27 protein-coding genes are annotated in these 25892 nt (G+C 73.6%); 7 read left to right on the plus strand and 20 right to left on the minus strand.

Annotated elements, in window-relative coordinates; translation table 11 throughout:
• Positions 1-64 precede the first annotated feature (64 nt).
• The 3 genes from rpsT to ACQZ2A_RS17430 all read right to left on the minus strand — a co-directional run bounded on the left by rpsT (position 65) and on the right by ACQZ2A_RS17430 (position 3851).
• Complete coding sequence (gene rpsT / locus ACQZ2A_RS17420) at positions 65-325, minus strand: 30S ribosomal protein S20 (RefSeq protein ID WP_430213649.1); 261 nt, start codon at positions 323-325, stop codon at positions 65-67.
• 204 nt (positions 326-529) lie between these two features.
• Positions 530-1525 carry a DNA polymerase III subunit delta gene (gene holA / locus ACQZ2A_RS17425; protein ID WP_430213650.1) on the minus strand — a complete coding sequence of 332 codons (996 nt, stop codon included), beginning with the start codon at positions 1523-1525 and terminating at the stop codon, positions 530-532.
• 49 nt (positions 1526-1574) lie between these two features.
• Positions 1575-3851 carry an ATP-dependent DNA helicase gene (locus ACQZ2A_RS17430; protein WP_430213651.1) on the minus strand — a complete coding sequence of 759 codons (2277 nt, stop codon included), beginning with the start codon at positions 3849-3851 and terminating at the stop codon, positions 1575-1577.
• Positions 3852-4004: 153 nt separating this feature from the next.
• Between ACQZ2A_RS17430 and ACQZ2A_RS17435 the strand changes: the two genes are divergently transcribed.
• Positions 4005-5708 (plus strand): formate--tetrahydrofolate ligase, encoded by a 1704-nt coding sequence (locus ACQZ2A_RS17435; RefSeq protein ID WP_430213653.1) that lies wholly within the window; start codon positions 4005-4007, stop codon positions 5706-5708.
• On the opposite strand, the gene ACQZ2A_RS17440 is transcribed toward ACQZ2A_RS17435, so the two are convergent.
• From ACQZ2A_RS17440 to hflX, 3 genes are read right to left on the minus strand one after another with little or no spacing between them, the layout of a single operon-like run.
• Positions 5701-6798 (minus strand): GNAT family N-acetyltransferase, encoded by a 1098-nt coding sequence (locus tag ACQZ2A_RS17440; RefSeq protein ID WP_430213654.1) that lies wholly within the window; start codon positions 6796-6798, stop codon positions 5701-5703. The two genes, ACQZ2A_RS17435 and ACQZ2A_RS17440, sit on opposite strands and share 8 nt — an antisense overlap.
• Before the next feature lie 43 nt (positions 6799-6841).
• A complete protein-coding gene (locus ACQZ2A_RS17445; protein ID WP_430213655.1) occupies positions 6842-7594 on the minus strand; it encodes a flavodoxin family protein in 753 nt (250 codons plus the stop codon).
• Positions 7595-7627: 33 nt separating this feature from the next.
• Complete coding sequence (gene hflX / locus ACQZ2A_RS17450; RefSeq protein WP_430213656.1) at positions 7628-9091, minus strand: GTPase HflX; 1464 nt, start codon at positions 9089-9091, stop codon at positions 7628-7630.
• Positions 9092-9168: 77 nt separating this feature from the next.
• Between hflX and ACQZ2A_RS17455 the strand changes: the two genes are divergently transcribed.
• Positions 9169-9780 (plus strand): class I SAM-dependent methyltransferase, encoded by a 612-nt coding sequence (locus tag ACQZ2A_RS17455; RefSeq protein WP_430213657.1) that lies wholly within the window; start codon positions 9169-9171, stop codon positions 9778-9780.
• Here the strand turns inward: ACQZ2A_RS17455 and ACQZ2A_RS17460 are convergent.
• The 6 genes from ACQZ2A_RS17460 to def are packed head-to-tail and all read right to left on the minus strand — an operon-like array spanning position 9761 to position 14869.
• Positions 9761-10138, minus strand: a complete 378-nt coding sequence (locus tag ACQZ2A_RS17460) for a type II toxin-antitoxin system VapC family toxin (protein ID WP_430213658.1) — start codon at positions 10136-10138, stop codon at positions 9761-9763. The genes ACQZ2A_RS17455 and ACQZ2A_RS17460 overlap by 20 nt on opposite strands.
• On the minus strand, positions 10138-10416 hold the full coding sequence (locus tag ACQZ2A_RS17465; RefSeq protein WP_430213659.1) for a type II toxin-antitoxin system Phd/YefM family antitoxin: 279 nt from the start codon (positions 10414-10416) through the stop codon (positions 10138-10140). Before ACQZ2A_RS17465 ends, ACQZ2A_RS17460 begins: the two co-directional genes overlap by 1 nt.
• 48 nt (positions 10417-10464) lie before the next feature.
• A complete protein-coding gene (gene ggt, locus ACQZ2A_RS17470) occupies positions 10465-12339 on the minus strand; it encodes a gamma-glutamyltransferase (RefSeq protein WP_430213660.1) in 1875 nt (624 codons plus the stop codon).
• Between the two features lie 44 nt (positions 12340-12383).
• Positions 12384-13262 (minus strand): diaminopimelate epimerase, encoded by an 879-nt coding sequence (gene dapF, locus ACQZ2A_RS17475; protein WP_430213661.1) that lies wholly within the window; start codon positions 13260-13262, stop codon positions 12384-12386.
• Positions 13255-14247, minus strand: coding sequence for a tRNA (adenosine(37)-N6)-dimethylallyltransferase MiaA (gene miaA, locus ACQZ2A_RS17480; RefSeq protein WP_430213662.1), 993 nt, complete (start codon positions 14245-14247; stop codon positions 13255-13257). The genes dapF and miaA overlap by 8 nt, the downstream gene beginning before the upstream one ends.
• A 16-nt stretch (positions 14248-14263) precedes the next feature.
• Positions 14264-14869, minus strand: a complete 606-nt coding sequence (def, locus tag ACQZ2A_RS17485) for a peptide deformylase (RefSeq protein WP_430213663.1) — start codon at positions 14867-14869, stop codon at positions 14264-14266.
• Between the two features lie 132 nt (positions 14870-15001).
• Here def and ACQZ2A_RS17490 point away from each other — a divergent pair, with 132 nt between their 5' ends.
• Both ACQZ2A_RS17490 and ACQZ2A_RS17495 read left to right on the plus strand, forming a co-directional pair.
• Positions 15002-15193, plus strand: coding sequence for an antitoxin (locus tag ACQZ2A_RS17490; RefSeq protein ID WP_430213664.1), 192 nt, complete (start codon positions 15002-15004; stop codon positions 15191-15193).
• 178 nt (positions 15194-15371) lie between these two features.
• Positions 15372-15575 carry a hypothetical protein gene (locus ACQZ2A_RS17495; protein ID WP_430213665.1) on the plus strand — a complete coding sequence of 68 codons (204 nt, stop codon included), beginning with the start codon at positions 15372-15374 and terminating at the stop codon, positions 15573-15575.
• A gap of 2 nt (positions 15576-15577) precedes the next feature.
• On the opposite strand, the gene miaB is transcribed toward ACQZ2A_RS17495, so the two are convergent.
• Positions 15578-17095: a tRNA (N6-isopentenyl adenosine(37)-C2)-methylthiotransferase MiaB gene (gene miaB / locus ACQZ2A_RS17500; RefSeq protein ID WP_430213666.1), complete on the minus strand. Its 1518-nt coding sequence runs from the start codon at positions 17093-17095 to the stop codon at positions 15578-15580.
• A 152-nt stretch (positions 17096-17247) separates the two neighbouring features.
• Between miaB and ACQZ2A_RS17505 the strand changes: the two genes are divergently transcribed.
• Positions 17248-17673: a VOC family protein gene (locus ACQZ2A_RS17505; protein ID WP_430213667.1), complete on the plus strand. Its 426-nt coding sequence runs from the start codon at positions 17248-17250 to the stop codon at positions 17671-17673.
• A 7-nt stretch (positions 17674-17680) separates the two neighbouring features.
• On the opposite strand, the gene ACQZ2A_RS17510 is transcribed toward ACQZ2A_RS17505, so the two are convergent.
• Positions 17681-19075, minus strand: a complete 1395-nt coding sequence (locus ACQZ2A_RS17510; protein WP_430213668.1) for a DedA family protein — start codon at positions 19073-19075, stop codon at positions 17681-17683.
• A gap of 82 nt (positions 19076-19157) precedes the next feature.
• On the opposite strand from ACQZ2A_RS17510, the gene ACQZ2A_RS17515 reads away from it, so the two are divergent.
• Both ACQZ2A_RS17515 and ACQZ2A_RS17520 read left to right on the plus strand, forming a co-directional pair.
• On the plus strand, positions 19158-19616 hold the full coding sequence (locus ACQZ2A_RS17515) for a GNAT family N-acetyltransferase (RefSeq protein WP_430213669.1): 459 nt from the start codon (positions 19158-19160) through the stop codon (positions 19614-19616).
• A 116-nt stretch (positions 19617-19732) separates the two neighbouring features.
• On the plus strand, positions 19733-20143 hold the full coding sequence (locus tag ACQZ2A_RS17520; RefSeq protein ID WP_430213670.1) for a YccF domain-containing protein: 411 nt from the start codon (positions 19733-19735) through the stop codon (positions 20141-20143).
• Positions 20144-20169: 26 nt separating this feature from the next.
• Here the strand turns inward: ACQZ2A_RS17520 and ACQZ2A_RS17525 are convergent, their stop codons facing one another.
• The 6 genes from ACQZ2A_RS17525 to ACQZ2A_RS17550 all read right to left on the minus strand — a co-directional run bounded on the left by ACQZ2A_RS17525 (position 20170) and on the right by ACQZ2A_RS17550 (position 25760).
• Positions 20170-20877, minus strand: coding sequence for a regulatory protein RecX (locus ACQZ2A_RS17525; protein WP_430213672.1), 708 nt, complete (start codon positions 20875-20877; stop codon positions 20170-20172).
• 11 nt (positions 20878-20888) lie between these two features.
• Positions 20889-21947, minus strand: coding sequence for a recombinase RecA (gene recA, locus ACQZ2A_RS17530; protein ID WP_430213705.1), 1059 nt, complete (start codon positions 21945-21947; stop codon positions 20889-20891).
• A 247-nt stretch (positions 21948-22194) separates the two neighbouring features.
• Positions 22195-23136: a homocysteine S-methyltransferase family protein gene (locus ACQZ2A_RS17535; protein WP_430213674.1), complete on the minus strand. Its 942-nt coding sequence runs from the start codon at positions 23134-23136 to the stop codon at positions 22195-22197.
• A gap of 40 nt (positions 23137-23176) precedes the next feature.
• Positions 23177-23986: an ABC transporter permease gene (locus ACQZ2A_RS17540; protein ID WP_430213675.1), complete on the minus strand. Its 810-nt coding sequence runs from the start codon at positions 23984-23986 to the stop codon at positions 23177-23179.
• Positions 23983-24831 (minus strand): ABC transporter permease, encoded by an 849-nt coding sequence (locus ACQZ2A_RS17545; protein ID WP_430213677.1) that lies wholly within the window; start codon positions 24829-24831, stop codon positions 23983-23985. Before ACQZ2A_RS17545 ends, ACQZ2A_RS17540 begins: the two co-directional genes overlap by 4 nt.
• Positions 24831-25760 (minus strand): ABC transporter ATP-binding protein, encoded by a 930-nt coding sequence (locus ACQZ2A_RS17550; RefSeq protein WP_430213678.1) that lies wholly within the window; start codon positions 25758-25760, stop codon positions 24831-24833. Before ACQZ2A_RS17550 ends, ACQZ2A_RS17545 begins: the two co-directional genes overlap by 1 nt.
• Between the last annotated feature and the right edge of the window lie 132 nt (positions 25761-25892).

A 25892-nucleotide genomic window follows, 5' to 3' on the forward strand; every position in this document is an offset into this window, starting at 1 on the left:
CCGGACGCACGAGGGCCCGTCACCCCGGTGGGGATGACGGGCCCTCGGTGCGAGGCTGCTCGGCTCAGAGCTGAGCGGCCTTCTTGGCCATCGCGGACTTCTTGTTCGCGGCCTGGTTCTTGTGGATGACACCCTTGCTCACGGCCTTGTCGAGCTTGGTCGACGCGGCCTTCAGCGCCTTCGCGGTCGCGTCGGCGTCACCGGCGGCCGCGGCCTCGCGGAACCGGCGGATGGCCGTCTTGAACTCGGACCGGACCGCCTTGTTGCGCTCGGTGGCGCTGCGGTTGGTCTTGATGCGCTTGAGCTGGGACTTGATGTTCGCCACTGGATGAACTGCCTTCGGTCGGGATCGGTTTGCCGTTAGAGGGCGGCAGACGCGGGTCGGGACCGGGCGTGGGGCACCCGTGGTTGACTCGCGCTGGGTGGTGCTCGTGCGCGCGCGACCACACGCGCACGCAGTCGACAAAGGTACCAGCGGGGGCATCACCGGCCAAAACGCGGGGCGCGTCCGCCGCGATGGACCCCGGCCTCAGTCCTCCCGGTGGCGTTCGTGCTGGCGGGTCATCGTGAGGACGACCCGCTCGACGGCGAAGACGGGGTCCCGTCCGCCGCCCTTGACCTCGGCGTCGGCGGCGGCGAGCGCCTGGAGGCAGGTGGCCAGGCCCTCGGCGCTCCAGCCCGAGAGCGTGCGCCGGGCGCGGTCGACCTGCCACGGCGCCATCCCGACGTCGCGGGCGATGTCGGCGGAGCGGCCCCGCCCGGCGGACCCGACCTTGACGAGCTGGCGCACCTGCTGGGCCAGCACCGCGACGATCGGGACGGGGTCGACCCCGACCGCGATGGCGTGCCGCAGCAGCCGCAACGCCTCCCCCGCGTCCCCGGCCAGCGCGGCGTCGGCGACGCGGAAGCCCGTGGCCTCGACCTTGCCCCCGTGGTAGGTGAGCACGACCTGCTCGTCGATGAGGCCCGTCGTGTCGTCGACGAGCTGCCGGCAGGCGGCCGCGAGCTCGCGGACGTCCTTGCCGACGGCCTCGACGAGCGCGTGCACGGCCTCGGCGGTGGCCTTGCGGCGGGCCCGACGGAACTCGTGGGCGGCGAAGTCGCTCTTGTCGCGGTCGGTCTTGATCGCCGGGGCGTCGAGCACGCGGGCCCCGGAACCCCGCAGCGCGTCGAGGACCTTCTTGCCGCGCTGGCCGCTCTTGTGGAGGACGACGAGGGTGAGGTCGGGCTCCGCCGGGCCGGCGAGCACCGCCAGCAGGTCGGTCTGCAGGTCCTCCCCCGCCTCGTCGAGGTCGTGGACGACGACGCACTTGGCGCCGCCGAAGAGCGACGGGCTGGTGTGCAGGACGATCTCGCCCGGCTCGTAGGCACCCGCGTACACCCGGATGACCTCGAGGTCGGGGCTGGTGACCCGCAGCTCGTCGAGGGTCGCGGCGAGCGCACGCTCGGCGAGCACCCCCTCGGGCCCGGACACGAGGACGTACGGGGGCACGCGATGGGCCACGGCGACGACGTCCTCGGTCATGGCCTCACTCTGCCACCCACCACCGACCCGGACGGAGCAGGCTCGTGCGTCAGTCGAAGGTCAGCGTCGGGCCTCGACCGGCCTCGAGCCCGAGCCCGGTGAGCCGGGCCTCGACGGCCTCGCGCGGCAGCTCCATCGACTCGACGAGCTCCTCGAGCGAGAGGCCCAGCTCGACGCCGTCGCGCAGCTCCTCGTCGAGCTCGGCGGTCCACGCGTGGCCGTGGGTGACGGCCGTGCGCGGTGACGCGGGCGGCGGCGGGTCCTCGGCGACCGGCCGCTCGACGGCCGAGGGCGTGGTGGACGTCGCGGGGGTGGCGACGGCCATCGACGTCCCGGCGACGGCACCGGTGAGCCCGCGCAGCGCGGGCTCGGCGACGGGCAGCACGGGCGGGGCGATCTCGTCGAGCCGGGCGAGCGCGGCGAGCACCATGGCCCGGTCGGCGGTGGGCCAGAACGGCGGCAGCGAGCGCTGGAGGAAGCCGGCGTAGCGGGCGGTCATCATCCGGGAGTCGAGGAAGGCGACGACACCGCGGTCGTCGCCGCGCCGGATGAGGCGGCCGGCGCCCTGGGCCAGCCGCAGGGCCGCGTGGGTGGCGGAGACGGCCATGAACCCGTTGCCGCCCATCCGCGCGATGGCCTGGGACCGGGCGGACGCGAGCGGGTCGTCGGGCCGCGGGAACGGGATCCGGTCGACGATGACCAGCTGGCACGACGAGCCCGGGACGTCGACCCCCTGCCACAGCGACAGCGTCCCGAAGAGGCAGGTGCGCGGGTCCTTGGCGAACTCGCGCACGAGCGTCGAGATCTGGTCCTCGCCCTGGCAGAGGATGACGATGTCGGTGTCCTCCAACCGTTCCCGCATGACCTCGGTGGCCTCCTTGGCGGCCCGCATCGACGAGAACAGCCCGAGGGTGCGACCGCCGGCGGCCCGCACGAGGGCCTCGATCTCGTCGAGGGTCTGCGGCGCGGCGCCGTCCCCTCCCGGCGGTGGCAGGTGCTTCGCGACGTAGGCGATGCCCTGCTTCGGGTAGTCGAACGGGCTCCCGACGTCGAGGCCGCGCCACGCCGGCGACCCCTCGCCCCGCAGCCCGATGGTGCCGGCCACCGCGTCGAACGAGCCGCCGAGCTCGAGGGTCGCGGAGGTGATGACGACGGTGCGCTCGTCGAACACCTTGTCGCGCACCAGCATCGCGACGCTCATCGGCGCCACGCGCAGCACCGGCCCGCGGCGGGGGTCCTTGGAGAGCCACACGACGTCGAGCTCGCGCTCCTCGAGCATCCGCGCCGCGGTCTCGAAGAGGTCCTCGACGGCCGCCCGGGCGACCTGCTTGGCCCCGTCCGGCTCCTCGCCCTGCTGCGGCTTGAGCTCGGTCTGCGCGGCGCGCGCGACGTCACGGATGCGCCCGAGAGCCACGGCGAGCGCGTCGGGGATGCCGGTCAGCCGCGCCTCGGGCATCGGCTCGAGAACCGACTCGAGGAGGGTGGCGGCGTCGTCGAGCGCCTCGGCGGCGTCGGACTGCCGGCCGGCACGCTTCGATGCCGCCCGCACCGTGCCCGGCGTGAGCTCGTCGGTGATCGTCGAGGTGACGCGGTCGACGAGCTCGTGGCCCTCGTCGACCACGAGCACGTCGTGCTCGGGGAGCATCTGGCGCCCCTCGAAGGCGTCGATGGCCATGAACGAGTGGTTGGTGACGACGACGTCGACATCCTTCGCGGCCTCGCGCGAGCGCTCGACGAAGCACTCGGCCACCATCGGGCAGCGCGAGCCGAGGCACTCCTCGGCGCTGACCGACACCTGCCGCCACGCCCGCTCGGAGACGCCGGGCACGAGCTCGTCGCGGTCCCCGGACTCGGTGCGCTCGGCCCACTCGCGCAACCGGACCACCTCGGCGCCGAGGCGCGAGGCGGCGCGGTCGACGTCACCGACCGACATCAGGGTGTCGGCGTCGTCGTCGGGGAAGCCACCCTCGAGCTTGTGCAGGCAGACGTAGTTGCGCCGCCCCTTGACGAGGGCGTACGTCGGGCGCCGGCCGAGCACCGGCTCCAGTGCCTCCGCGAGCCGGGGCATGTCGCGGTCGACGATCTGGGCCTGGAGGGCGAGGGTGGCGGTCGCGACGATCGCGGTCTTCCCGGTGTCCATCGCGTGCTGCACCGCGGGAACGAGGTAGGCCAGCGACTTGCCGGTGCCCGTCCCGGCCTGGACGAGGAGGTGCTCGCCGGAGTCGACGGCGTGCGCGACGGCCCGCGCCATCTCGACCTGACCGGGGCGCTCGGTGCCCCCGACCCCGGTGACGGCGGCGTGGAGCAGGTCGTCGAGGGAGGGCACCGGTGCAGCCTAGGCGCTCCGGTCCGACCCGCCGGGGTGCCGTCCCCAGGCCGCCCACACCATCGGCCGCATGTTGCGCATGGTGCGTCACGTTGCGTTTTGCGCGCCGTGTTCTCTTGTCCGCAGCACGCCGCGGGTGTCACGATGGCGGGCGTGACCACGAGCGCGCAGACCCGCACCGTCCCCGCAGACATCGAGATCGCCGAGGCCGCCGAGCTGACGCCGATCGCCGAGCTGGCCCACGAGAAGCTCGGCATCGACCCCGCCGCGCTCGTGCCCTACGGCCACACGAAGGCGAAGGTCTCGCTCGAGTACGTCCGCTCTCTCGCCGAGCGCCCGGAGGGCCGCCTGGTCCTGGTCACCGCCATCTCCCCCACGCCGGCCGGCGAGGGCAAGACCACGACCTCGGTGGGCCTCGCCGACGCCCTCGCCTCGCTCGGCGAGAAGGCGATGGTGGCCCTGCGCGAGCCGTCGATGGGCCCGGTCTTCGGCATCAAGGGCGGCGCGGCCGGCGGCGGCTACGCCCAGGTCGTCCCGATGACCGACATCAACCTCAACTTCACCGGCGACTTCGCGGCCATCGCGGCGGCCAACAACCTCCTGTCGGCGATCCTCGACAACCACATCCACCACGGCAACGCCCTCGGCATCGACCCGCGCACCATCACCTGGAAGCGCGTCGTCGACCTCAACGACCGCGCGCTGCGCGATGTCGTCGTCGGCCTCGGGGGTGTCGCCAACGGCATCCCGCGCGAGGACGGCTTCGACATCGTCGTCGCGTCCGAGGTGATGGCCATCCTGTGCCTCGCCACCTCGATCAAGGACCTCAAGGAGCGGCTCGGCAACGTCGTCGTCGGCTACACGCGCGACAAGCAGCCGGTCACCGCACGCGACCTCAAGGCGCACGGCGCGATGACCGTCATCCTGCGGGATGCGTTGGCCCCCAACCTCGTCCAGACCCTCGAGCACACGCCCGCGATGATCCACGGCGGCCCGTTCGCCAACATCGCCCACGGCTGCAACTCGGTGATGGCCACCCGCACCGCGCTCAAGCTCGCCGACTACGTCGTCACCGAGGCCGGCTTCGGGGCCGACCTCGGCGCCGAGAAGTTCATCGACATCAAGTGCCGCACCTCGGGGCTGCGCCCGTCCGCGGTGGTGGTCGTGGCCACCGTCCGGGCGCTGAAGTACCACGGCGGGATGGCCGTCGCCGACCTCAAGCAGGAGTCGGTCGAGGCCCTCACCGCCGGGATGAGCAACCTGCGCCGGCACCTGCGCAACGTCCGCGACGTGTACGGCCTCCCGGGGGTCGTGGCCCTCAACCGCTTCCCCACCGACACCGACGCCGAGGTCGCGGCCCTGCTGCGGCTCGTCGAGGAGGAGGGCTTCCGCGCCTTCGAGGCGACCCACTACTCCGACGGCGGGGCCGGCGCCCAGGACCTCGCCCGCGGCGTGCTCGACGCCATCGAGAACAGCCCCGGCGAGATGGAGCTCGTCTACCCCGACGAGCTCTCCCTCGCCGAGAAGGCCGAGGCCGTCGCCACCCGCGTCTACGGCGCGGCTGGTGTCACCTTCGACGCCAAGGCGGCCAAGCGGCTCGCGGCCATCGAGGCGGAGGGCTTCGGGCACCTGCCGGTCTGCATGGCCAAGACCCAGAGCTCCTTCTCCACCGACCCCACCCTGCGGGGCGCGCCCATCGACCACACCGTGCACGTGCGCGAGGTGCGGCTGGCGGCCGGCGCCGGGTTCGTCGTCATGGTGACCGGCGACATCATGACGATGCCGGGCCTGCCCAAGGTGCCGGCGAGCGAGCACATCGACGTCGACGAGGACGGGCGCATCGTCGGCCTCAGCTGAGCACCGGCCGCCCGTCGAGCCGGCGGGCCATCCAGATGTCGTCGCGACGGTCGTCGTCGGCCACCCGGATGCCGTCGGGCAGGCGTCCGACGACGACGTACCCGAGGCCCGTGTAGAAGTCCTCCGTGCCCGTGCCTCCACGGACGGTCAGCTCGGCCACGTCGACACCGTCCTCACGCGCGACCCGGTGCATCGCGGCCATGAGGAGACGCCCGAGGTTGTCACCACGCCGCTCCGGGTCGGTCATCACGCGGTACGCCGTGCGTCGGTGCCCGAGAAGGGGGTTCGACGACGACGCCCACCAGGCCGCAGCGACCACGGCACCGTGCGGGTCCCTCAGGAGGACCGCGACGGCGCTCCCGGCGGCCATCTGCTCCTCGTGCGCGGAGAGCGCGGCCCCGACCCTCTCGCGGGCGGCGCCGGGCAGGAACCCGACCGCTCCCCCGGCGTCGTTGGTCGCGCACCACAGGTCGAGCACGGCCTCCCGGGTAGCCCGGTCGAACGGCTCGCGGTGCACCTCGACGCGCGGCGCCACGAGCACGACCGGTCCGGGCACGTCGTCGGGGTCGCCCGCCCGGGCCCGCTCGACCACGGCCGTCGGCACGCCCGGCAGCTCGACGCCGGCCTCCGCGGCCCCCGCGAGGGTGAACCCCGAGCGCTCGGCGGTGCGGATCGAGGCGCGGTGGTCCGGGCGCGCGCTGGCCGTCAGGGGCAGCCGCGGGCCGTGCTCGAGGGCGTCGGCGGTGACCGCACGCGCCAGCTCGGGGCCCAGCCCGCGGCCCTGGTGCGGCACGTCGAACCGGTAGTAGAGGTTGAGGTTCTCGTGGTCGCGACCGTGGATGACCCCGCCCACCCCGAGCACCTCGCCCGAGGTGCGGTCCTCGACGACGCCGTACCCGAACCCGTGCTCGTCCCAGTGCGTCAGTGCCGCCGCGAGCAGCCGTTCCGCCCGGGTGGTGTCGCTGACCGCCCACGGGGCGAACGGGTACTGCGCCGGGTCGGTGTGCAGCCGGACCCACAGGTCGTGGTCTGCGGCCGTCAGCGGGCGCAGGACGAGGCGCTGGGTCGTGAGAGTCCGGGGCGCGGTCACCCCTCCACCCTATTGCGACCAGTTCGCAACAGGGGCCGGGAGCTCAGCGGTACTCGGGGTTCGGGTGGTCGGCCTGGGACAGGTCCCAGTTCGTCGTGACGTTCCCGTGGGCCGGGACGCCGCCCGCGTCCTTGAGCCGGCGCGCCGTGTGGAGCATGTTCCAGGCCGCGAACACGGTGTTGCGGGTCGTCCAGTGGTTCTGGGCCCCTCGGTCGTCGTCGAGGTAGGAGGGCCCGGGGCCGGCCTCGCCGTTCCAGTAGGCGTCGACCTGGGGCGGGATCGTGAAGCCGATGTGGGACAGGGCGTAGAGCATCTGCGCGGCGCAGTGCTTGCCGCCGTCCTCGTTACCCGTGATGACGACGCCACCGACCTTGCCGTAGTACGACCACTGGCCCGCGGCGTTGAGGTCCCCCGACCACCCGTACAGCCGCTCGATCGCGAGGCGGGTCAGCGAGGACTGGTCTCCCAGCCAGATCGGCGTGGCGAGGATCAGGATGTCCGCCGGCTCGACGAGCTCGCGGTAGAGGTCGGGGAAGTCGTCACGCTCCCAGCCGTGCTCGCGCATGTCCGGCTGGACCCCCGGCGGGATCACGTGGTCGACGAGCCGGACGACGTCGACGCGGGCGCCGACGCCCTCGAGCACCCGCCGCGTCACGGCGAGCAGGCCGTCGGTGTGGCTGGGCTCGGGGCTGCGCTTCAGCGTCCCGTTGAGGACGACCGCTCGCAGGTCCGAGAAGTCGGTCTCGGAGGCGGCGACCTCCGCGTCGATGAACCGGGCGACGGAGTCGGGCAGCATCTCGCGAGCATAGCCACGCGAGGCGCCCCCGCGTCAGGCCCCGAAGGGCGCGAGGTGCTCGGCCAGCTCGGCGTCGACCCGGGCGGTCAGGCGCGTGCCCTCGGCGACGTGCTCGCTGCTGAGGACCTCGCCGGTCTCGTGGACCCGGCTCACGAGGTCGCCGCGGTCGTAGGGCACGAGCACGTCGACGTCGACATCGGGCTGGGGGAGCTCGTCGGCGATCAGCGCCTGCAGCTCGTCGAGGCCGGCGCCGGTGCGGGCGGACACCACGATCGAGTGCTTCTCGTGGCGCCGGAGCCGGTCCAGGACCTCGGGGTCGGCGAGGTCGGCCTTGTTGACGACGATGACCTCGCGCACGTCGGTGGCGTCGACGTCGGCGAGGACCGCGCGCACCGCGGAGATCTGCCCCTCGGGGTCGGGGTGCGAGCCGTCGACGACGTGCAGCAGCAGGTCGGCGTCGGCGACCTCCTCGAGCGTGGAGCGGAAGGCCTCGACGAGCTGGTGCGGCAGCTGACGGACGAACCCGACCGTGTCGGCGAGCGTGTAGAGGCGCCCGTCCGGGGTCTCGGCCCGGCGCACGGTGGGGTCGAGGGTCGCGAACAGCTGGTTCTCGACGAGGACGCCGGCGCCGGTGAGCCGGTTGAGCAGGCTGGACTTGCCGGCGTTCGTGTACCCCGCGATCGCCACGCTGGGCACGCGGTTGGCCCTGCGCCCACCGCGCTTGGTGTCGCGGGTGGTCTTCATGTCCTTGATCTCGCGGCGCAGCTTGGCCATCCGGCTGTTGATGCGGCGCCGGTCCAGCTCGATCTTGGTCTCACCCGGTCCGCGCGAGCCCATGCCCTGGCCGCCCGCGGCCTGGCCACCGGCCTGGCGGGACATCGAGTCACCCCAGCCGCGCAGCCGCGGGAGGAGATACTGGAGCTGGGCGAGCTCGACCTGGGCCTTGCCCTCCCGGCTCTTGGCGTGCTGCGCGAAGATGTCGAGGATCAGCGCGGTGCGGTCGATGACCTTGACCTTGACGACGTCCTCGAGCGCGCGGCGCTGGCTCGGCGCGAGCTCGGTGTCGCAGACGACGGTGTCGGCGCCCTCGGCGATGACGACGTCGCGCAGCTCGGCGGCCTTGCCCTTGCCGAGGTAGGTGGCGGGGTCGGGGTTGGCGCGGCGCTGGATGACGCCCGCGAGCACCTCCGAGCCGGCCGTCTCGGCGAGCGCGGACAGCTCGCGCAGCGAGTTCTCGGCATCGACCAGGGTGCCCTCGGACCACACGGCGGCGAGCACCACGCGCTCGAGGCGCAGCTGGCGGTACTCGACCTCGGTGACGTCCTCGAGCTCGGTGGAGAGCCCGGCGACACGGCGGAGCGCGGCGCGCTCCTCGCGGTCGAGCTGCTCGCCGTCGAAGGTCAGCGCGTCATCGTCCAGCACGAAGCCGGCGTCGTCGTGGGTGTCGGTGTCGGCGAGCGCCTCGGCCCGCCCGGAGAGGATGTTGTCGGTAGTCATGTGCTCCCTAGGGTCTCATCGGTCAACGCCCGGCGGCGACCGCATTCTTCCGAGGCGCCGCTACCGTGGGCCCCGCCATGAGCGACCACGACCACTACTTCACCGCCGCCCCCGCGAGCGACGGCGAGCGCCGCCCCCTGCGGGTGCGGCTCGCCGGCCTCACCGTCGAGGTCGAGGTGGCCGGCGGCGTGTTCTCCCCGGGCAGCCTCGACAAGGGGACGCGCGTCCTTCTCGAGGAGGCGCCGTCGCCGCCCCCGGAGGGCACCTTCCTCGACCTCGGCTGCGGCTGGGGGCCGGTGGCCCTCACCCTCGGGATGCTCGCGCCCGCCGCGACGGTGCACGCCGTCGACGTCAACGAGCGGGCGCTCGACCTCTGCCGTCGCAACGCCGCCTCGCTGGGGCTCGACGGCGTCCGCGCCGGGACGGCGGAGTCGGTCCCCGACGACGTCCGCTTCGACCTCATCTGGTCCAACCCGCCCATCCGGGTGGGCAAGGCGGTCCTGCACGACCTGCTCCGTACCTGGCTGCCGCGGCTGGCACCGGGGGGCGCGGCGTACCTCGTCGTCCAGAAGAACCTCGGCTCGGACAGCCTCCAGCGGTGGGTCGAGGCCGATCTCGGGATGCCCTGCCGGCGCCTCACGTCGGTCCGCGGCTTCCGGGTGCTCGAGGTCACTCCCGCGCGTCCCTGACGAACGGCAGCCCCGCCGCGAGGATCTGCCGGTCCCAGGTGAGGAAGTCGACGCCCTCGACGTGGGCCTGCGTGAGCAGCAGCCGGTCGAAGGGGTCCCCGTGCGGGAGGCCCTCGACCTCCCCGATCCGCAGCCCGTGCTCGACGAGAACCGGGAGGTGGCGGAAGCCGGACTCCGCCAACATCTGCCCGAGCGGTTCGGTGAACTCGAGTCGTCCTGTCCGAACCTTGATGGTGAGCTCCCAGGCGCTCGCGGCGGACACGAACACGGTGTCGCTCTGGAGGCGCGTGCGCGTGCGGGCACCGAGGCGGGACTCGTCCCTCAGCGCCGCGAGGGCGACATGTGAGTCGAGGAGCATCAGATCGGCCCCTCGGTCATCAACCGGGTGAGCTCCTCGTCGGGCTCGTCGAAGGTGTCCGGGTCGTAGAAGATCTTCCCCTTGCCGAGGCCGAGGGTGATGCCCTGTGGGCGTGGCGCGACGAGCTCGGCGACCGGCCGGCCGTTGCGCGCGATGGTGATGCGCTCGCCGGCCTCCACCCGTTCGAGCAGCCGGGAGAGGTGGGTCTTGGCCTCGTGCACGTTGACCGTCGAGGCCGTGCGCGGGTCGCGCGGGGGTGGGGTCGGCCGTGCGCTCATGACCTCACGGTAGTGGACCAGACTTAGTCCGGTCCGTCGTCCGCGACGTCAGCGTCGGGGCCGCACCACCATCGCGGACCCTCCACCACGCCGCGTGGGCTCCGCCGCTGCGGTCAGCTCACCGTGCCGTCCGACGTCGATGGCCGTCGCGGCGCCGATCTCGGGGGTCGAGGCCAGCTGGTGCCCGAGGGCGCGGAGCCCGGCCCCGACGGCACCGTCGGCGATGGCCGGCTCGGCCTGCTCGCTGCTGCCGTTGCGGCTCGAGAGCCGCGGTGCGGCGAGGGCGTCACCGATCGACAGGCCCCGCTCGTAGTGGCCGAGGAGGATCTGGGAGACGGTCGTGATGATCGAGGCACCACCCGGGCTGCCGGCGACGACGTCCAGGCGCCCGTGGTCGAGGACGATGGTCGGGGTCATCGAGGAGCGCGGGCGCTTGGACGGACCGGGCAGGTTCGGGTCGGGCACACCGGGGGTCACCGGGACGAAGTCGAAGTCGGTGAGCTCGTTGTTGAGGATGAACCCCCACCCCGGGACGGTGATGCCCGAGCCGCCGGTCTGCTCGATGGTGGACGTGTAGGCCACCGCGTTGCCCCAGCGGTCGACGACCGAGAGGTGGGTCGTCGACGTGCCGTCGTGCGGCAGGATGCCCGACGGCGTGCCCGGCGCGCAGTCGGTGTAGCGGCCGTCAGGGCTGCCGAAGGGCACGGGCCGCGGCATCGCGGCGGCGCCGGAGAAGAGGCAGGCCCGCTCGTCGGCGAAGCCCTGCGAGAGGAGCTCCTTCGTGGGGACGCCGCGGACGTCGCCGACGTACCGGTTGCGGTCGGCGAAGGCCGTCGCGGAGGCCTCGGAGAAGCGGTGGAGGTACTGCACCTGCCCGACGTCCGAGGTGTCCTTGCCGGTGCGCTCCTCGTAGGCCTCGACGAGGTTGAGGATCTCCCCCAGGCCGATGCCGCCGCTGCTCGGCACCGGCATCCCGTAGACGTCCTTGCCCCGGTACCGCGAGTGCACGGGCGCCTTGTCCAGGACCCGGTAGCGGGCGAGGTCGCGCGTGGTCAGCTCGCCCTTCAGGACGCTCTTCCCGGGCGCCGTCGTCGGGTTGCGGACCTCGGCGACGAGGTCGCGGCCGATGCGACCCTCGTAGAGCGCGTCGGCACCGTGCGTCCGCAGCTCGCGGAAGGCGCGCGCCATGTCGGGGTTGCGGAAGACCGACCCCACGGCGGGGGCCGTGCCTCCGGGGAGGAAGACGCGCGCCGTCTCGGGGAAGGTCGAGAACCGCTCCGCGTTGTCGAGCGTCTGCTGGTGGAAGGTCTGGTCGACGACGAAGCCGTTGCGGGCGATGCGCTCCGCCGGCTTCAGCAGCTCACCCAGCCGGCGCGTGCCCCAGCGGTCCACGGCCCGCTCCCAGGTGGCCGGCGTACCCGGAGCGCCCACCGACTGACCGGAGTTCACGACCGTGTCGAAGTCCATCGCCGTGCCGTCGGGGCCCCGGAACTGGTTCGCGTCGTACGTCGCCGGGGCGGCCTCGCGCCCGTCGACCGTCTCGACCCGGTGCTTGCGCGCGTCGTAGTGGACGAAGAAGCCACCACCCCCGATACCGGTCGAGTAGGGCTCGGTGACGCCGAGCGCGGCCGCCGTCGCGACGGCGGCGTCGGTGGCGTTGCCGCCGGCCTTCAGCACGTCGATGCCCACCTGGCTGGCCACCGGGTCCACGCTGGCCACCGCGCCACCCGAGCCGGTCATCACCGCGACCTTGGGCAGCTGGTGGCCGACGGGTGGCGGGCCACCGTGCCCGGGTCGGTCGTGGTGCTCGGCACTCGCGACGCTCGGCGAGGCCACGGCGAGGGTCGCGGCGACCCCCAGCGCGAGGCCGGCCGCGACGCGGCGGGTGGGTCGGACGGCGGTGGTACGGCGAGGGGTCCCCATCACGGCACCGTAACCCCGGGTCGCGGCGCTGTCGCGGCGAGCGGTCAGCCGGGCAGCAGCGCCGAGGGCACCGAGCCGTCGGCCACGAGCACGGCCGGACCGGCCAGCTCGACGCCGTGGTCGGCGAGCAGCCGCACGGTGAGCCGGCCGCCGGGCACGTCGACGAGCCACGTCGAGCCGGTGTCGAGCGAGCCGGCCCAGAAGCTCGTGGCGATGGCCGCCGCGCAGGCCCCGGTTCCGCACGAGCGGGTCTCGCCGACGCCACGCTCGTGGACGCGCATCGCGATGTGGCCGGGACCCATCGGGCGGACGAGCTCGACGTTCGTGCCGCCCCGCGGCTCGGGGCGCACGGACGGTGCGGAGGTGAGGTCGAGGGCGTCCAGCTCGACCTCCTCGGGGAGGGCGACGACCGTGTGCGGGTTGCCGAGGTCCACGGACAGGGCCGAGTACGGGTCTCCCCCACCGACGTGCACGAGGGCGTCGAAGCCGTCGCGCTCGGCCGTCGGCGCGTCGGCCAGCCGCCACGGCCCGAGGGCCACCGACCACTCGTCCCCGTCGCGGCGCACGGTCTTGGCCCCGGCCCGCGTCGCGATGACGAACTCGTCGCCGGCCTCGAGACCCTCGCGGCGGAGGTACTCGGCGAAGACGCGGGTGCCGTTGCCGCACATCTCGGCCGCCGACCCGTCGGCGTTGCGGTAGTCCATGAACCACCGGGCCTGCTCGGCCTGGGCGCGCACGGCGGGCTCGTCGGCCAGCTCGGCCGGCACCACGCGGATGACGCCGTCGCCGCCCACGCCCGCCCGCCGGTCGGCCAGCCACGCGGCCCGGCCCGCGGACAGCCCGAGGGCGCCGTCGAGGTCGGGCACGAGGACGAAGTCGTTCTCGGTCCCGTGCCCCTTCGTGAACGCGAGCCGGTCAGCCATGTGGTCCATCGTCCCATCCCCCGTGGCGCAGCCGGCCGGCCGCCGCCTCGACGAGCTCGACCACCCGGTCGGCGAGGTGGGGGTCGATGGCGTCGACCCACGTGGTGCGCGGGTCGGCACCGAACCAGGACTCCTGGCGGCGGACCAGCCGCCGGGTGCGCAGGGCGGTGTCGGCGATCGCCTCGTCCACGCTCGCCGTGCCGTCGAGGACGGCGAGCGCCTGGGCGTAGCCGACGGCCCGGGAGGCGGTGCGCCCCTCCCGCAGACCGAGGTCCACGAGGGCGCGGGTCTCTTCGACGAGTCCGGCGTCGAACATCGTCCGCGTGCGGCGCTCGATGCGGCGGTCGAGCGCGTCGCGCTCCAGGCGCAGCCCCACGGTCACGGTGGGGCGCACCGACTCCCGGGTCGGCAGGGTGGCGCTGAACGGGCGGCCCGTCAGCTCGACCACCTCGAGGGCCCGCACGACGCGGCGGGTGTTGTTCGGTTCGATGGCCGCCGCGGCCTCCGGGTCGAGGTCCCGCAGCTGCTCGAGCAGCGCCGGCGTCCCCTCCGTCTCCGCGCGCTCCTCGAGGCGCCGGCGCACCTCCGGGTCGGTGGGCGGGATCTCGAGCCGGTCGAGCAGGGCCCGCACGTACAGGCCGGAGCCCCCGACGACCAGGGGGAGCCGGCCACGCTCGAGCACGCCGGCCAGGTCGGCGCGGGCGTGCCGCTGGTAGCCGGCGACGGTCGCCTCGTCGGTGACGTCCAGGACGTCGAGCTGGTGGTGCGGGACGCCCTCGCGTTCGGCGCGCGTCAGCTTGGCCGTGCCGATGTCCATCCCCCGGTAGAGCTGGGAGGCGTCGGCACCGACGACCTCACCCCCGAGCCGGTGCGCCAGGGCCACGCCGAGGTCGGACTTGCCGGTGGCCGTCGGGCCGACGACGGCGACGACGAGGCCGGACCCCGGTGCGGACGCCTGCCGGAGGGCGTCCTCGAGCGGGTCCACCGGAGGCCTGCCCACCTCAGTCCGCGCGCTCGTCGTCGGGCGTCTCGTCGTCGTGGCCGAAGGGGTCGCGGTCCTCCCCCGGCATCCACGACAGGCCGGGCACGCCCCACCCGTTGGCCTTGACCGCCTTCTTCGCCTTGCGGGCGGGGCGGCCGCTCAGGCGGTCGACGTAGAGGAAGCCGTTGAGGTGGTCGTACTCGTGCTGGAGCATCCGGGCGAACCACCCGGTGGCCTCGTAGCGCAGCTCGTTGCCCAGGAGGTCCTGCCCGGTGAGGACCGCCTGCTCGCCCCGCCGCAGCGGGTAGGACTCACCGGGTACGGACAGGCAGCCTTCGGACTCCTCGTGCGGGTCGGGCTCTCCCGCAGCGGGCTTCGCGGCGACGAGGTAGGGGTTGATGACCACGCCCCGCGGCGGGATGCCGTCGTCGTTCGCCAGCTGCCAGGTGAAGATGCGCAGGCCCACGCCGATCTGCGGCGCGGCGAGCCCGACACCGCGGGCGGCGTCCATCGTCTCGTACATGTCCCGCACCAGCTCGCGGACGGCGTCGTCGATCACCTCGACGGGTTCGGCGCGACGGTGGAGGACGGGGTCGCCGGTGATGACGACTGGGCGGATGGTCATGCGCGGGATTCTTCCAGAGCCGCGGCGGGGTCCTGACGCCGGGAAAGGGGCTGGCGCGTCGGCCGGATCGGGTGTCCACTGGAGGTGCTCCCGCGGGAGCACGCCCTGTCACCGATCGGAAGGAGGTCGCACGTGGGATTTCTCGACAGCGCCAAGGAGAAGCTCACCGAGCTGGCCGAGCAGCACCCGGACCAGGTCGAGTCCCTGAGCGACCAGGCCATCGAGCGCGGCGGCGACGCCGTCGACTCGATGACGGGCGGCAAGTACGCCGACCAGGTCGACCAGGCCCAGACCCGAGCCGACGGAGCCATCGGCGAGCGGTGAGCCCACCGAGGCCGCGAGGCCCCCGACCGCCCCGGCGGTCGGGGGTCTCGTCCGTTCGGCCACGATGTCGGCCGCCCTTCGGCCACGACTCGTGTCGCGACCCGTCGATCGCGCGCGCCGCACCGAAGCCGTCCCTATCGTCGAACGAGCACCAGCCACTCCTCGGAAGGGACGCGTCGTGTCGCACTGGCACTCGGGGTTGCCGAAGCTCGACATCGAGCCGTTCGACCCGACCCCGCTCTACGACGCGGTGCGGACCACGGTGGCGGAGAACGCGGTGGCCGAGGAGCGCCGGCGCTCGGGCAAGCGGACGGTGCTGCTCGTCGGCGCGGTGGTCGGCCTGCTCGCCCTCGTGGGCGGCGCGGTCGCCCTCTTCGCCTGAGCTCAGGCGCCGCAGGCCGCCGAGGTCACCGGCGGGGCCGCCGGGACGCCGACGGACGGCATCCCGAGCGAGACGGCCGGCTTGCCGGGTACCGGGGCGCCCTGGAGCGCCTCCCAGGCGTCGCCCCCGCGGGTGCGGCGCAGTGACCAGACTCCCTGCTGCACAGCGCTGTCCGCGACGAGGTGGTGCGGAGCACCGTAGGTGACCCCGACCGTCACCGCGTCCCCGGGGCGGGGCCGCTCGGCCCCCTCGGGCAGCGCGAAGTGGACGAGCCGGTTGTCGCGGGCGCGCCCCGACATCCGGGCGGTCTCGCCGTCCTTGCGGCCCTCCCCCGGCGCCACGAGCACCTCGACCTCGCGGCCCTCGAGCTCGCGGTTACCGGCCCACGACACCTGCTCCTGGAGGGCGATGAGCCGGTCGAAGCGCTCCTGGACGACGGCCTTCGGCACCTGGTCCTCCATCGTGGCCGCCGGTGTGCCGGGGCGGATCGAGTACTGGAAGGTGAAGGCGCTGGAGAACCGGGAGGCCTCGACGACGCGCAGCGTCTCGGCGAAGTCCTCCTCGGTCTCGCCGGGGAAGCCGACGATGAGGTCGGTGGTGATCGCGGCGTCGGGCATCGCGGCGCGGACGCGGTCGATGATCCCGAGGAACCTCTCGCTGCGGTAGCTGCGGCGCATCGCCTTCAGCACGCGGTCCGAGCCGGACTGCAGCGGCATGTGCAGGCTCGGCATCACGTTCGGCGTCTCGGCCATGGCCTCGATGACGTCGTCGGTGAAGGCGGCCGGGTGGGGGCTGGTGAACCGCACGCGCTCGAGACCGTCGATGTCGCCGCAGGCCCGCAGCAGCTTGCCGAAGGCGAGCCGGTCGCCGAACTCGACGCCGTAGGTGTTGACGTTCTGCCCGAGCAGCGTGACCTCGACGACGCCCTGCGCCACGAGCGCCTCGATCTCGGCGAGGACGTCGCCGGGCCGGCGGTCCTGCTCCTTGCCGCGCAGGCTGGGGACGATGCAGAACGTGCAGGTGTTGTTGCAGCCCACCGAGATCGAGACCCAGCCGGCGAACGCGGAGTCGCGGCGCGTCGGCAGGGTCGACGGGAAGGTCTCGAGGGACTCGAGGATCTCGACCTCGGCCCGCTTGTTGTGCCGGGCCCGGTCGAGCAGGGCCGGGAGGCTGCCGATGTTGTGCGTCCCGAAGACGACGTCGACCCACGGCGCGCGCTTCACGATGGTCTCGCGGTCCTTCTGCGCCATGCACCCGCCGACGGCGATCTGGAGGTCCGGGTTGGCGGTCTTGGCCGGGCGCAGCTGCCCGAGGTTGCCGTAGAGCTTGTTGTCGGCGTTCTCGCGGACCGCACAGGTGTTGAAGACGACGACGTCCGCGACGTCGGGGCGCCGCTCGGCCGGCACGCTCGCGAGGTCGACGTAGCCGGCGGTCTCGAGGAGGCCGGCGAGGCGTTCGGAGTCGTGCACGTTCATCTGGCACCCGTGGGTGCGCACGTCGTAGGTCTTGGCAGCAGTCATGGCGTCCCCCAGCGTACGAGCCGTCGGGCTCCGCGACAGAATCCCGCCCGCCGTCCCGAGGTCACGATCCGGAGGCCGGTGGCTGTCGGAGCCCGGTGGAAGGGTCGGGCCCGGGCCGTCCCGAGCCCGTGCCGCCCGACGAAGGAGCCCTCGTGCCCGACTTCTCCGGTTCGCTCATCGACCACCTCAACCTCCCCGTCACCGACCTCGCGGCGTCCGTCGCCTTCTACGAGGCGGCCCTGGCACCCCTCGGCATCACGACGCTCATCCCGGTCCCCGCCGACGAGGCCGCAGACCAGAAGGCGATGCACGCCTTCGGGGTCCACCCGAAACCGTTCTTCTGGCTCGTGGCAGGAGAGGCCGTCCGCTACGACGCCGACACCCACGTGGCGTTCACCGCCCCGGACCGGGCCACCGTCGACGCCTTCCACGAGGCCGCGGTGGCTGCCGGGGCCACCACGCTGCGCCCGCCGGGCGAGTACGCCGAGTACCACCCCGGCTACTACGGGGCGTTCGTCGCCGACCCCGACGGTGTCAACGTCGAGGCGGTCTTCCACGGCGCGCCCGACACCGCCTGAGGGGACCTCAGGGGTACGCGGGACCGGCCACGGCGAGGGAGTCCTCGGGGTCCTCCGCGGGGGCGGGCGGGCGCACGGCCGACGCGAGGAGGACCGACCAGGCGAGCCCGACCACGAGGGCGACGACCGCCTCGCTGATCGTCGAGAACCCGGAGAGCAGGCGGGCCGCGACGAGGACGGTGACGACCACCGCCACCGAGGTCCACACGGTGACCCTCCTCCCCCACGACAGCCACGGCGCGAGGACGACGGCGGCGAGCACGAGCGCGCACGGCACGACGGCGAGCTGGTTGACGAAGAGGAAGCGCAGGGTCTCGTCGGTGGCGTCGCCCGGCGCCTCGCGGTGGTGCTGCACCGCGTCGATGACGCCCTTGGTGGCCAGCGCGAGCGCCGCCAGACCGGCGACCGGGATGAGCACCCGCAGCCGCTCCTGCGCGTCGAGCCGGCGCCGGTGGCGCACGAGGACGCCGAGGGCGACGGCCGCGGCGAGCAGGACGACGAACGGGGTCCGCAGGACCGAGACCGTCGCGAGGCTGAGGTCGGTGACGGCCGGTGAGGCGTGGTCGGCGAGCCAGTCGGCGACGGGGCGGTCGAGGGAGCGCAGGCCGGTGCGCGCGACCGCGACGAGGACCACCACGGTCGTGACGACGCCGACGAGGATCGCGCCCACCGACCACAGGAGGGCGGAGACGACGTGGCCGGCCCGGGAGCCGGCGACGGAGACCGAGCCCTCCTCGACGCGACGGCGGACGAGCCGCAGGCGCTGGAGCGGCGCCCGGAGGACGGGGGTGGTGAGCCAGTGCGGGTGCCCGGCGACCAGGCGCCCGGACCACGCGAGGGCGAGGACCACACCGGCGAGGACCGCGACGGACACGCTCGCGCGCCCGAGCACCGCGCTCACCGCGTCCCAGCTCGACCCCGCGAGGTGGCCGAGCAGGGTGAGCGAGACCGCCCAGAGGGTGGCCGCCGGGACGCTCGCGCGGGCGAAGCGGCGGTACGGGGTGCCCGACATCCCGATGATGCGCGGCACGAGGGTGCGGGCGACCACCACGAACTGGGCGACGACCACGGCCTGCGTCCCCCGCCGGGCGAGCAGGTCGTCGGCGAGGGCCCAGCGGCTCTCACCGACCCGCTGCCCGAGCCTCGAGCTGCGCACGGCGGCCCCGCCGTCCCGGCCGGAGCGCCACCCGAGCGAGGTCCCGGCCACCGCCGCGACGACCGCGAGCAGGTAGACCACCGGTGCCGGCACCGCCCCCACGCCGGCGAGGACCCCGAGGCCGATGACCGCCGTCGTCCCCGGCAGCAGCATCCCGACGACGGTGCCCGACTCGGCGAGCACCGACGCGGCGAGCAGCAGCGCGAGGGGCCAGGCGGGCAGCGACCCGAGGACGTCGGTCAGCACGCGCCCAGCGTGGCACGTGGCGGGCGGTGCACGGGAGCGGATCTCGGTGGCTCGCCGGGCACGCCCGGCCTAGCCTGCCCGGATGACCTCCCGCACCGTCCCGCCCGACGTCGTCCTCTCCCCCGTCGACGCGCAGACCTGGCGCGCCGTGGCCGCGCTGCGGGTGCACCCGGACCAGGAGGAGTTCGTCGCCGCTCCGCTGCACTACCTCGCGCTCTGCGCGTACGGCGGCGTGTGGAACCCCCTTGCCGTGACGGTGGACGACGAGGTCGTCGGGTTCCTGATGTGGGGCCTGGACGACGACGGGAGCACGTGGCTCGGCGGCATCCTCGTCGACGCCGGCCACCAGGGGCGGGGCATCGGCCGGGCGGTCGTGCTCGCCGCCCTCGAGCTCCTCGAACCGCAGGCCGGTCCGGCGGGGTTCGCCCTCTCCTACCAGCCGGCGAACACCCGGGCCGCCGGCCTGTACCGCTCGCTCGGATTCGTCGAGACCGGCGAGGTCGACGACGACGAGGTCATCGCCCGCCGCCTCCCGGCCTGACCCACCGGTCCCGGGCCAGTCCGTCGGTGCCGGGCCGGTCCGCTGGGAACGCCCCGCCTCGGGCGCCCGTTCGACCGGGTGAACGCCGGGGACCCCCGGACCCACGAGAGGACACCGTGCGCACGCTGCTCAACATCATCTGGTTCGTGTTCGGCGGGTTCTGGCTGGCCCTCGGCTACGCCCTCGCGGGGCTCGTGCTGTGCGTGCTCGTCGTGACCTTCCCGCTGGGCGTCGCCTCGTTCCGGATGGCGTGCTACGCGCTGTGGCCGTTCGGGCGCGCGGTCGTGGAGAAGCCCGGCGCGGGCACCGGGTCGGTGCTCCTCAACGTCGTGTGGATCGTGCTCGCCGGGTGGTGGCTGGCCCTCGGGCACCTCCTGAGCGCCGTGGCGCAGGCGGTGACCATCATCGGGATCCCGCTGGCGGTCGCGAACCTCAAGATGCTGCCGGTCTCGCTCGTGCCCTACGGCAAGGAGATCGTGCGCTCGGACGCGCTCCCCCCGGGCCGGCGCCCACTGCACTCGCTCTGAGCCGGGGGCGCGGACTCGGTCGCGCCTCAGTCGCGCCGGTGCTCGGGCGCGTCACGGACCGCCTCGCGCACGACCCGCATCGTCAGCTCGGCGTCGTAGCCCTTGCGGGCCAGCATCCCGGCCAGCCGCCGGGTCTGGACGTGCGGCTCGAGGCCGTGCATCGAGCGCATCTTCTTCGCCACCAGCGTGCGGGCCCGCTCCTCCTCGGCGTGCGGGTCGACCTCGGCGAGGGCCGCCGCCGCGGTCTCGTCGTCGACGCCCTTCTTCCGCAGCTCCTGGCGCAGTGCCCGGGTGGCCAGGCCGCGCCCGGCCTGCTGCGAGCGCACGAGCATCCCGGCGTAGGCCTCGTCGTCGACGAGCCCGACCTCCTCCATCCGGTCCAGGACCGCGGTGGCGACGTCGTCGGGGCAGTCCTTCTTCCGCAGGGCCAGCGCGAGCTGGGAGCGGCTGCGGGGCGCGGCGGTCAGCTGGCGCAGCACGATCTGGCGGGCCCAGTCGTGGGGGTCCGGCTCCTCGCCGCGGGTGCGGGGGTCGCCCTCGGGGTCCGCGGGGGCGGGCGCACCCCTGCGACCCCGGCCGGACCGACGGGCACGCTCGGGCGCGGGCGGCGCGGGCGATGCCTCCTCGGCCGTGCGCAGGACCTCCCGCAGGGCGTCGAGGTCGGCAGGTGCCCGGGACGCGGCGGGCCCCGCCGCCCAGTCGGGCGGCGGGGCCGTGCCGTCGGCGAAGGCCACGGAGGGGTGCCTCAGAAGTCGACGGGGACGTCCGGGACGGCCTCGAGCTCGGGCTTGACCCCGACGCCGAGCTTCTCCTTGATCTTGCGCTCGAGCTCGTCGGCGAGCTCGGGGTTGTCCTTGAGGAACGCGCGGGCGTTCTCCTTGCCCTGGCCGAGCTGGTCGCCGTCGTACGTGTACCAGGCGCCGGCCTTGCGGACGAAGCCGTGGTCGACGCCCATGTCGATGAGGCCGCCCTCGCGGGAGATGCCCTGGCCGTAGAGGATGTCGAACTCGGCCTGCTTGAACGGCGGGCTGACCTTGTTCTTGACGACCTTGCAGCGGGTGCGGTTGCCGACCGGGTCGGTGCCGTCCTTGAGGGTCTCGATGCGCCGCACGTCGAGGCGGACCGAGGCGTAGAACTTCAGCGCCTTGCCACCGGTCGTGGTCTCGGGCGAGCCGAACATCACGCCGATCTTCTCGCGGAGCTGGTTGATGAAGATCGCCGTGGTGCCGGTGGTGTTGAGCGCGCCGGTGATCTTGCGCAGCGCCTGCGACATCAGGCGGGCCTGGAGGCCGACGTGGCTGTCGCCCATCTCGCCCTCGATCTCGGCACGGGGCACGAGCGCCGCCACGGAGTCGATGACGATGATGTCGAGGGCGCCGGAGCGGATGAGCATGTCGGCGATCTCGAGCGCCTGCTCACCCGTGTCGGGCTGGGAGACGAGCAGCGCGTCGGTGTCGACACCGAGCTTCTTCGCGTACTCGGGGTCGAGCGCGTGCTCGGCGTCGATGAAGGCCGCGATGCCGCCGGCCTTCTGCGCGTTGGCGACCGCGTGCAACGCGACGGTCGTCTTACCGGAGGACTCCGGGCCGTAGATCTCGACGACGCGGCCGCGGGGCAGGCCCCCGATGCCGAGCGCGACGTCGAGCGAGATCGAGCCCGTGGGGATCACGGCGATGGGCGGGCGGACGTCGTCGCCGAGGCGCATGACCGCGCCCTTGCCGTGCTGCTTCTCGATCTGGGCCATCACCGAGGCGATCGCCTTGTCCTTCTCGCCACCGTTGGCAGCCGCCACCGGGTTGGGCATCACGCTTCCGCGGGATCCAGCCATGTCACACCGTTCCTTCGTTCGTCATCGAGCGCGTCCACCGGCGACCAGCTCTCGCTGTCGGTCTCGTCGCGAGGTCTGGTCAGACGCTAGGCGGAGGCACCGACACCCGTCACGGGCCGCCGGGGGACCTGTGGACGAAGGGGGCCGGAACCACCACCTGTGGACGAGCGTAGACGAACACGTGTTCGACGGCGGGACGACGCGCCGCGACACGCCGACGTGCCTACGAGGTGGGGGCCGGCACCCCCCACATCGCGGCGACGTGCCGTACGTCGGTGCCGCAGCACCCGCCGAGCACGCGCATCGCCGGCAGCCGCCGGCTGACCTCCATCTGGTCGGCCGCGAGCCGGGTCGGGTCGCCGTCGTCGAGCGCCTCGGCCTCGTCCAGCTCGGCGTGGCTCATCGTCGAGGCGTTGGCCCGGGTGCCGAGCAGGCGCCGCACCCACTCCCCCTCGTCGAGCCCCGGCAGCACGTGGGTCGGGTGCGCGCAGTTGACGAGGTAGTGCTCCGGGGCAGCGGCGGCGTCGACGGCCCGGACCGCGTCGGCGAGCGTCGTGCCGTCGGGCAGCCGTCCGTCGGTCTCGACCGTGAACCCGACCGAGACCGGGATGCCGGCCTCGCGCGCCGCGAGCACCACCCCGATGCCCTCGGCCGGCGTCGTCATGGTCAGGGCCGAGACGAGGTCGGCGCCGGCCTCGGCGAAGGCCCGCACCTGCGGCGCGTGGTAGTCGCGCGCCTCCTCGGGGTCGGGCGCCTCCCCCGCGACGTACCCGTCGCCGCGCGGGCCGACCTGTCCGGCCACGAGGACGGCCGGCACGTCGTACCCGCCGGCGAGCCCGCGCAGGTAGGCGATCGCCCCGGCGTTGGTCCGCGTGGTCGCGTCGAGGTCGTACCCGACCCGGGCCGCCCAGTCGGTGTTGGCCCGCCAGGTCGGCGACTCCAGCAGCAAACCGGCTCCTGCGGCGGCGGCCACCGCGGCGTAGCCGTCGTAGTAGCGCGTGAGCATCGCGCGCCCGGCGTCGTCGTCGAGGAGCGGGAAGGCGGCGAACTCGGGGAGGTCGGCGCCGTGGTGGAAGATCAGGTCGGTCTCGAGGCCGCCGTCGGTGACGAAGCCGCGCAGTGCCGGGTCGTGGAGGGCCGCGAGGGACCCGGGGGTGGTCTCCATCCCCCGCAGTGTCCTCCGAAGTCCCCCGCGAGGGAATGGCTCAGGTGAGCAGGAGCGTGGCGATGCGCCGGGAGGTGCCCCACACCCCGAGCGCCCCGAGCACCGCGAGGTAGCCCACGTGCCACAGCAGGCCCCACCCGACCTCACCGAGGAGCAGCGCCCGCTCGAGCGCGACGCCCTGGTAGAGCGGCGTCGCCGAGACGACCCACTGGAGGGCGTCGGGGTAGGTGGACAGCGGGAAGAAGGTGGCCGAGAAGAGGAACATCGGCTGCACCGCGAGCGTGACGTAGTCGAAGTGCTGCCACGAGCTCATGAAGGTCGTCGCGAACATCCCGATGGCACCGAAGGCCAGGCCGACGAGCACGGCGGCCGGCACCGCGAGCAGCGCCCACCAGGAGTGGACGAGCCCGGCGACCCACGCGACGACGAGGAACATCGTGGAGTACAGGGCGCCGCGGGACAGCGACCAGAGGATCTCGCCGACCGCGATGTCCCTGGGGGACAACGGTGTCGCCAGCATCGCGTCGTAGAGCTTCTGGTACTTCAGCTTGAAGAACACGTTGTACGTGCTGTCGGCGACGGCGCCGTTCATCGCCGAGGCCGCGAGCAGCGCCGGCGCCACGAACTCGGCGTAGGGGACGACGGTGCCGCCGTCGGTGGTGACGGTGCGCACGAGCGCGCCGAGCCCGATGCCGATGGAGAACAGGTAGAAGACCGGCTCGACGAACCCGCTGAGCAGGAGCAGCCACATCCGGCGGAAGGCGGTGACGTTGCGCATGAGGACGTGGCGGGCCAGCCCGATGCCGACCGGGGCGGGCACGACGACGGCCGCGCGCGACACGGCGGTCACGAGAGCAGCCTCCGGGCGAACTCGCGGTGGGCGAGCACCCAGCCGACGCCGACGTAGAGGGCGAGCACGGTCACGTGGAGCACCCCGGCCCAGCCCGGCCAGACCGCCTCGGAGGCGCCACGACTCAGCTCGACCCCGTGCCACAGCGGCGTCACCCACGCGACCGGCTGGATCCACGTGGGCAGCTGGTCGATCGGGAAGAAGGTGCCGGAGAACAGCATCAGTGGGGTCATGACGAACCGGAAGACGATGCTGAACCCGCTGTCGGTGTCCATCCGGGCGGCGAGTGCGAAGAGCGGGATGCTGAAGGCCATGCCGGTGAGCACGGCCACCGGGACCGCGAGCAGCACCCACCACGAGCCGAAGGCCCCGAACGGCGCCGCGACGGCGACGAAGATCGCAGTGGCCACGGCCAGCTGGAGCGCGACGACGGCCAGGTGCCCGCCGAGCACCTCCCCCACCCGCAGCGGGGTGGCGAGCATCGCGGAGTACATGCGGTTCCACTTGATGTAGCCCATCACCGCGTACGTGGAGTCACCGAAGGCCAGCATCATCGCCTGCATCGCGAGGATGCCGGGCACGACGAAGCGCAGGTACGGCACGCCGTCGACGCCGCCGGCGCGCTCGTCGACGAGGGCGCCGAGGCCGAGACCCATCGAGAGCAGGAAGAACAGCGGCGAGGCGAAGCGCCCGATGATCGAGCCCTTCCACGTGCGCCGGTACACGACGAGGTGGTGCGCGACGACGGACCCGACGCGCTCGGCCCGCGTGGTGGGGCGGCGGGGCCCGGGGCCGAGCCGGCCGCTGGGGGCGGTGGCGACGGAGGTCGTCGTGGCGGCGGACATCAGTCGACCAGGGAGCGGCCGGTGAGGTGGAGGAAGACGTCCTCGAGCGTGGAGCGGCGCACCAGCGCCGACAGCGGACGGACACCGCGGTCGTGGAGCGCGGCCAGGGTGTCGTCGCCGTCGGCGGTGTAGACGAGCAGCCGGTCGGGGAGCTCCTCGACGCGCTCGGCGGCGCCCGAGACCGCCTCGACGTGCCGCTCCTGCTCGTCGACGGCGAACCGCAGCTCGACGACCTCGCGGGTGGAGTAGGTGTCGATGAGCTCGCGGGGGCTGCCCTCGGCGACGATCCGGCCGTGGTCCATGACGACCAGCCGGTCGCAGAGCTGCTCGGCCTCGTCCATGTAGTGCGTGGTGATGATGAGCGTGACGCCCTCGCGCTTGAGCCGGTACAGCCGGTCCCAGAGGACGTGCCGCGCCTGCGGGTCCAGGCCGGTGGTGGGCTCGTCGAGGAGCAGCACCTCGGGGTCGTTGACCAGCGCGCGGGCGATGGTGAGCCGGCGCTTCATCCCGCCCGACAGCGGCTCGACCCGGTCGTGGCGCCGTTCGGTGAGCTGGGCGAAGTCGAGGAGCTCGTCGGTGCGGGCGCGGACCTCCCTGCGGGACAGGCCGAAGAAGCGGCCGTAGACCCAGAGGTTCTCCTCGACGGAGAGGTCCTCGTCGAGCATGTCCTGCTGCGGGCAGACGCCGAGGCGCGCGCGGATGGCGGGGCCGTCGGTGGCGGGGTCCATCCCGAGGATGCTGAGCTCGCCGCCGGAGACCGGCGAGACGCAGCCGACCATCTTCATCGTGCTCGACTTGCCGGCGCCGTTCGGGCCGAGGAATCCGAACGCCTCGCCGCGCATCACCTGCACGTCGATGCCGTCGACCGCCGTGAAGTCGCCGAAGGTCTTCGTCAGCCCCCGGGCCTGCAGGAGAACGTCATCGCTCACGTGGACCGACGCTAGCCCAGGGCGCCGACACCGGGCACCGGAGTTTCCGCGCCGTCACCGTGATGACGGGGAACCTCCTCGAGGACGCGGATGCATCCCCGACGTCCGTGAGCTTCCGCGCCGTCACCGTGG

Origin of the sequence: Phycicoccus avicenniae (assembly GCF_050496545.1) — a bacterium.
GTDB classification, from domain to species: Bacteria; Actinomycetota; Actinomycetes; order Actinomycetales; family Dermatophilaceae; genus Phycicoccus; species Phycicoccus avicenniae_A.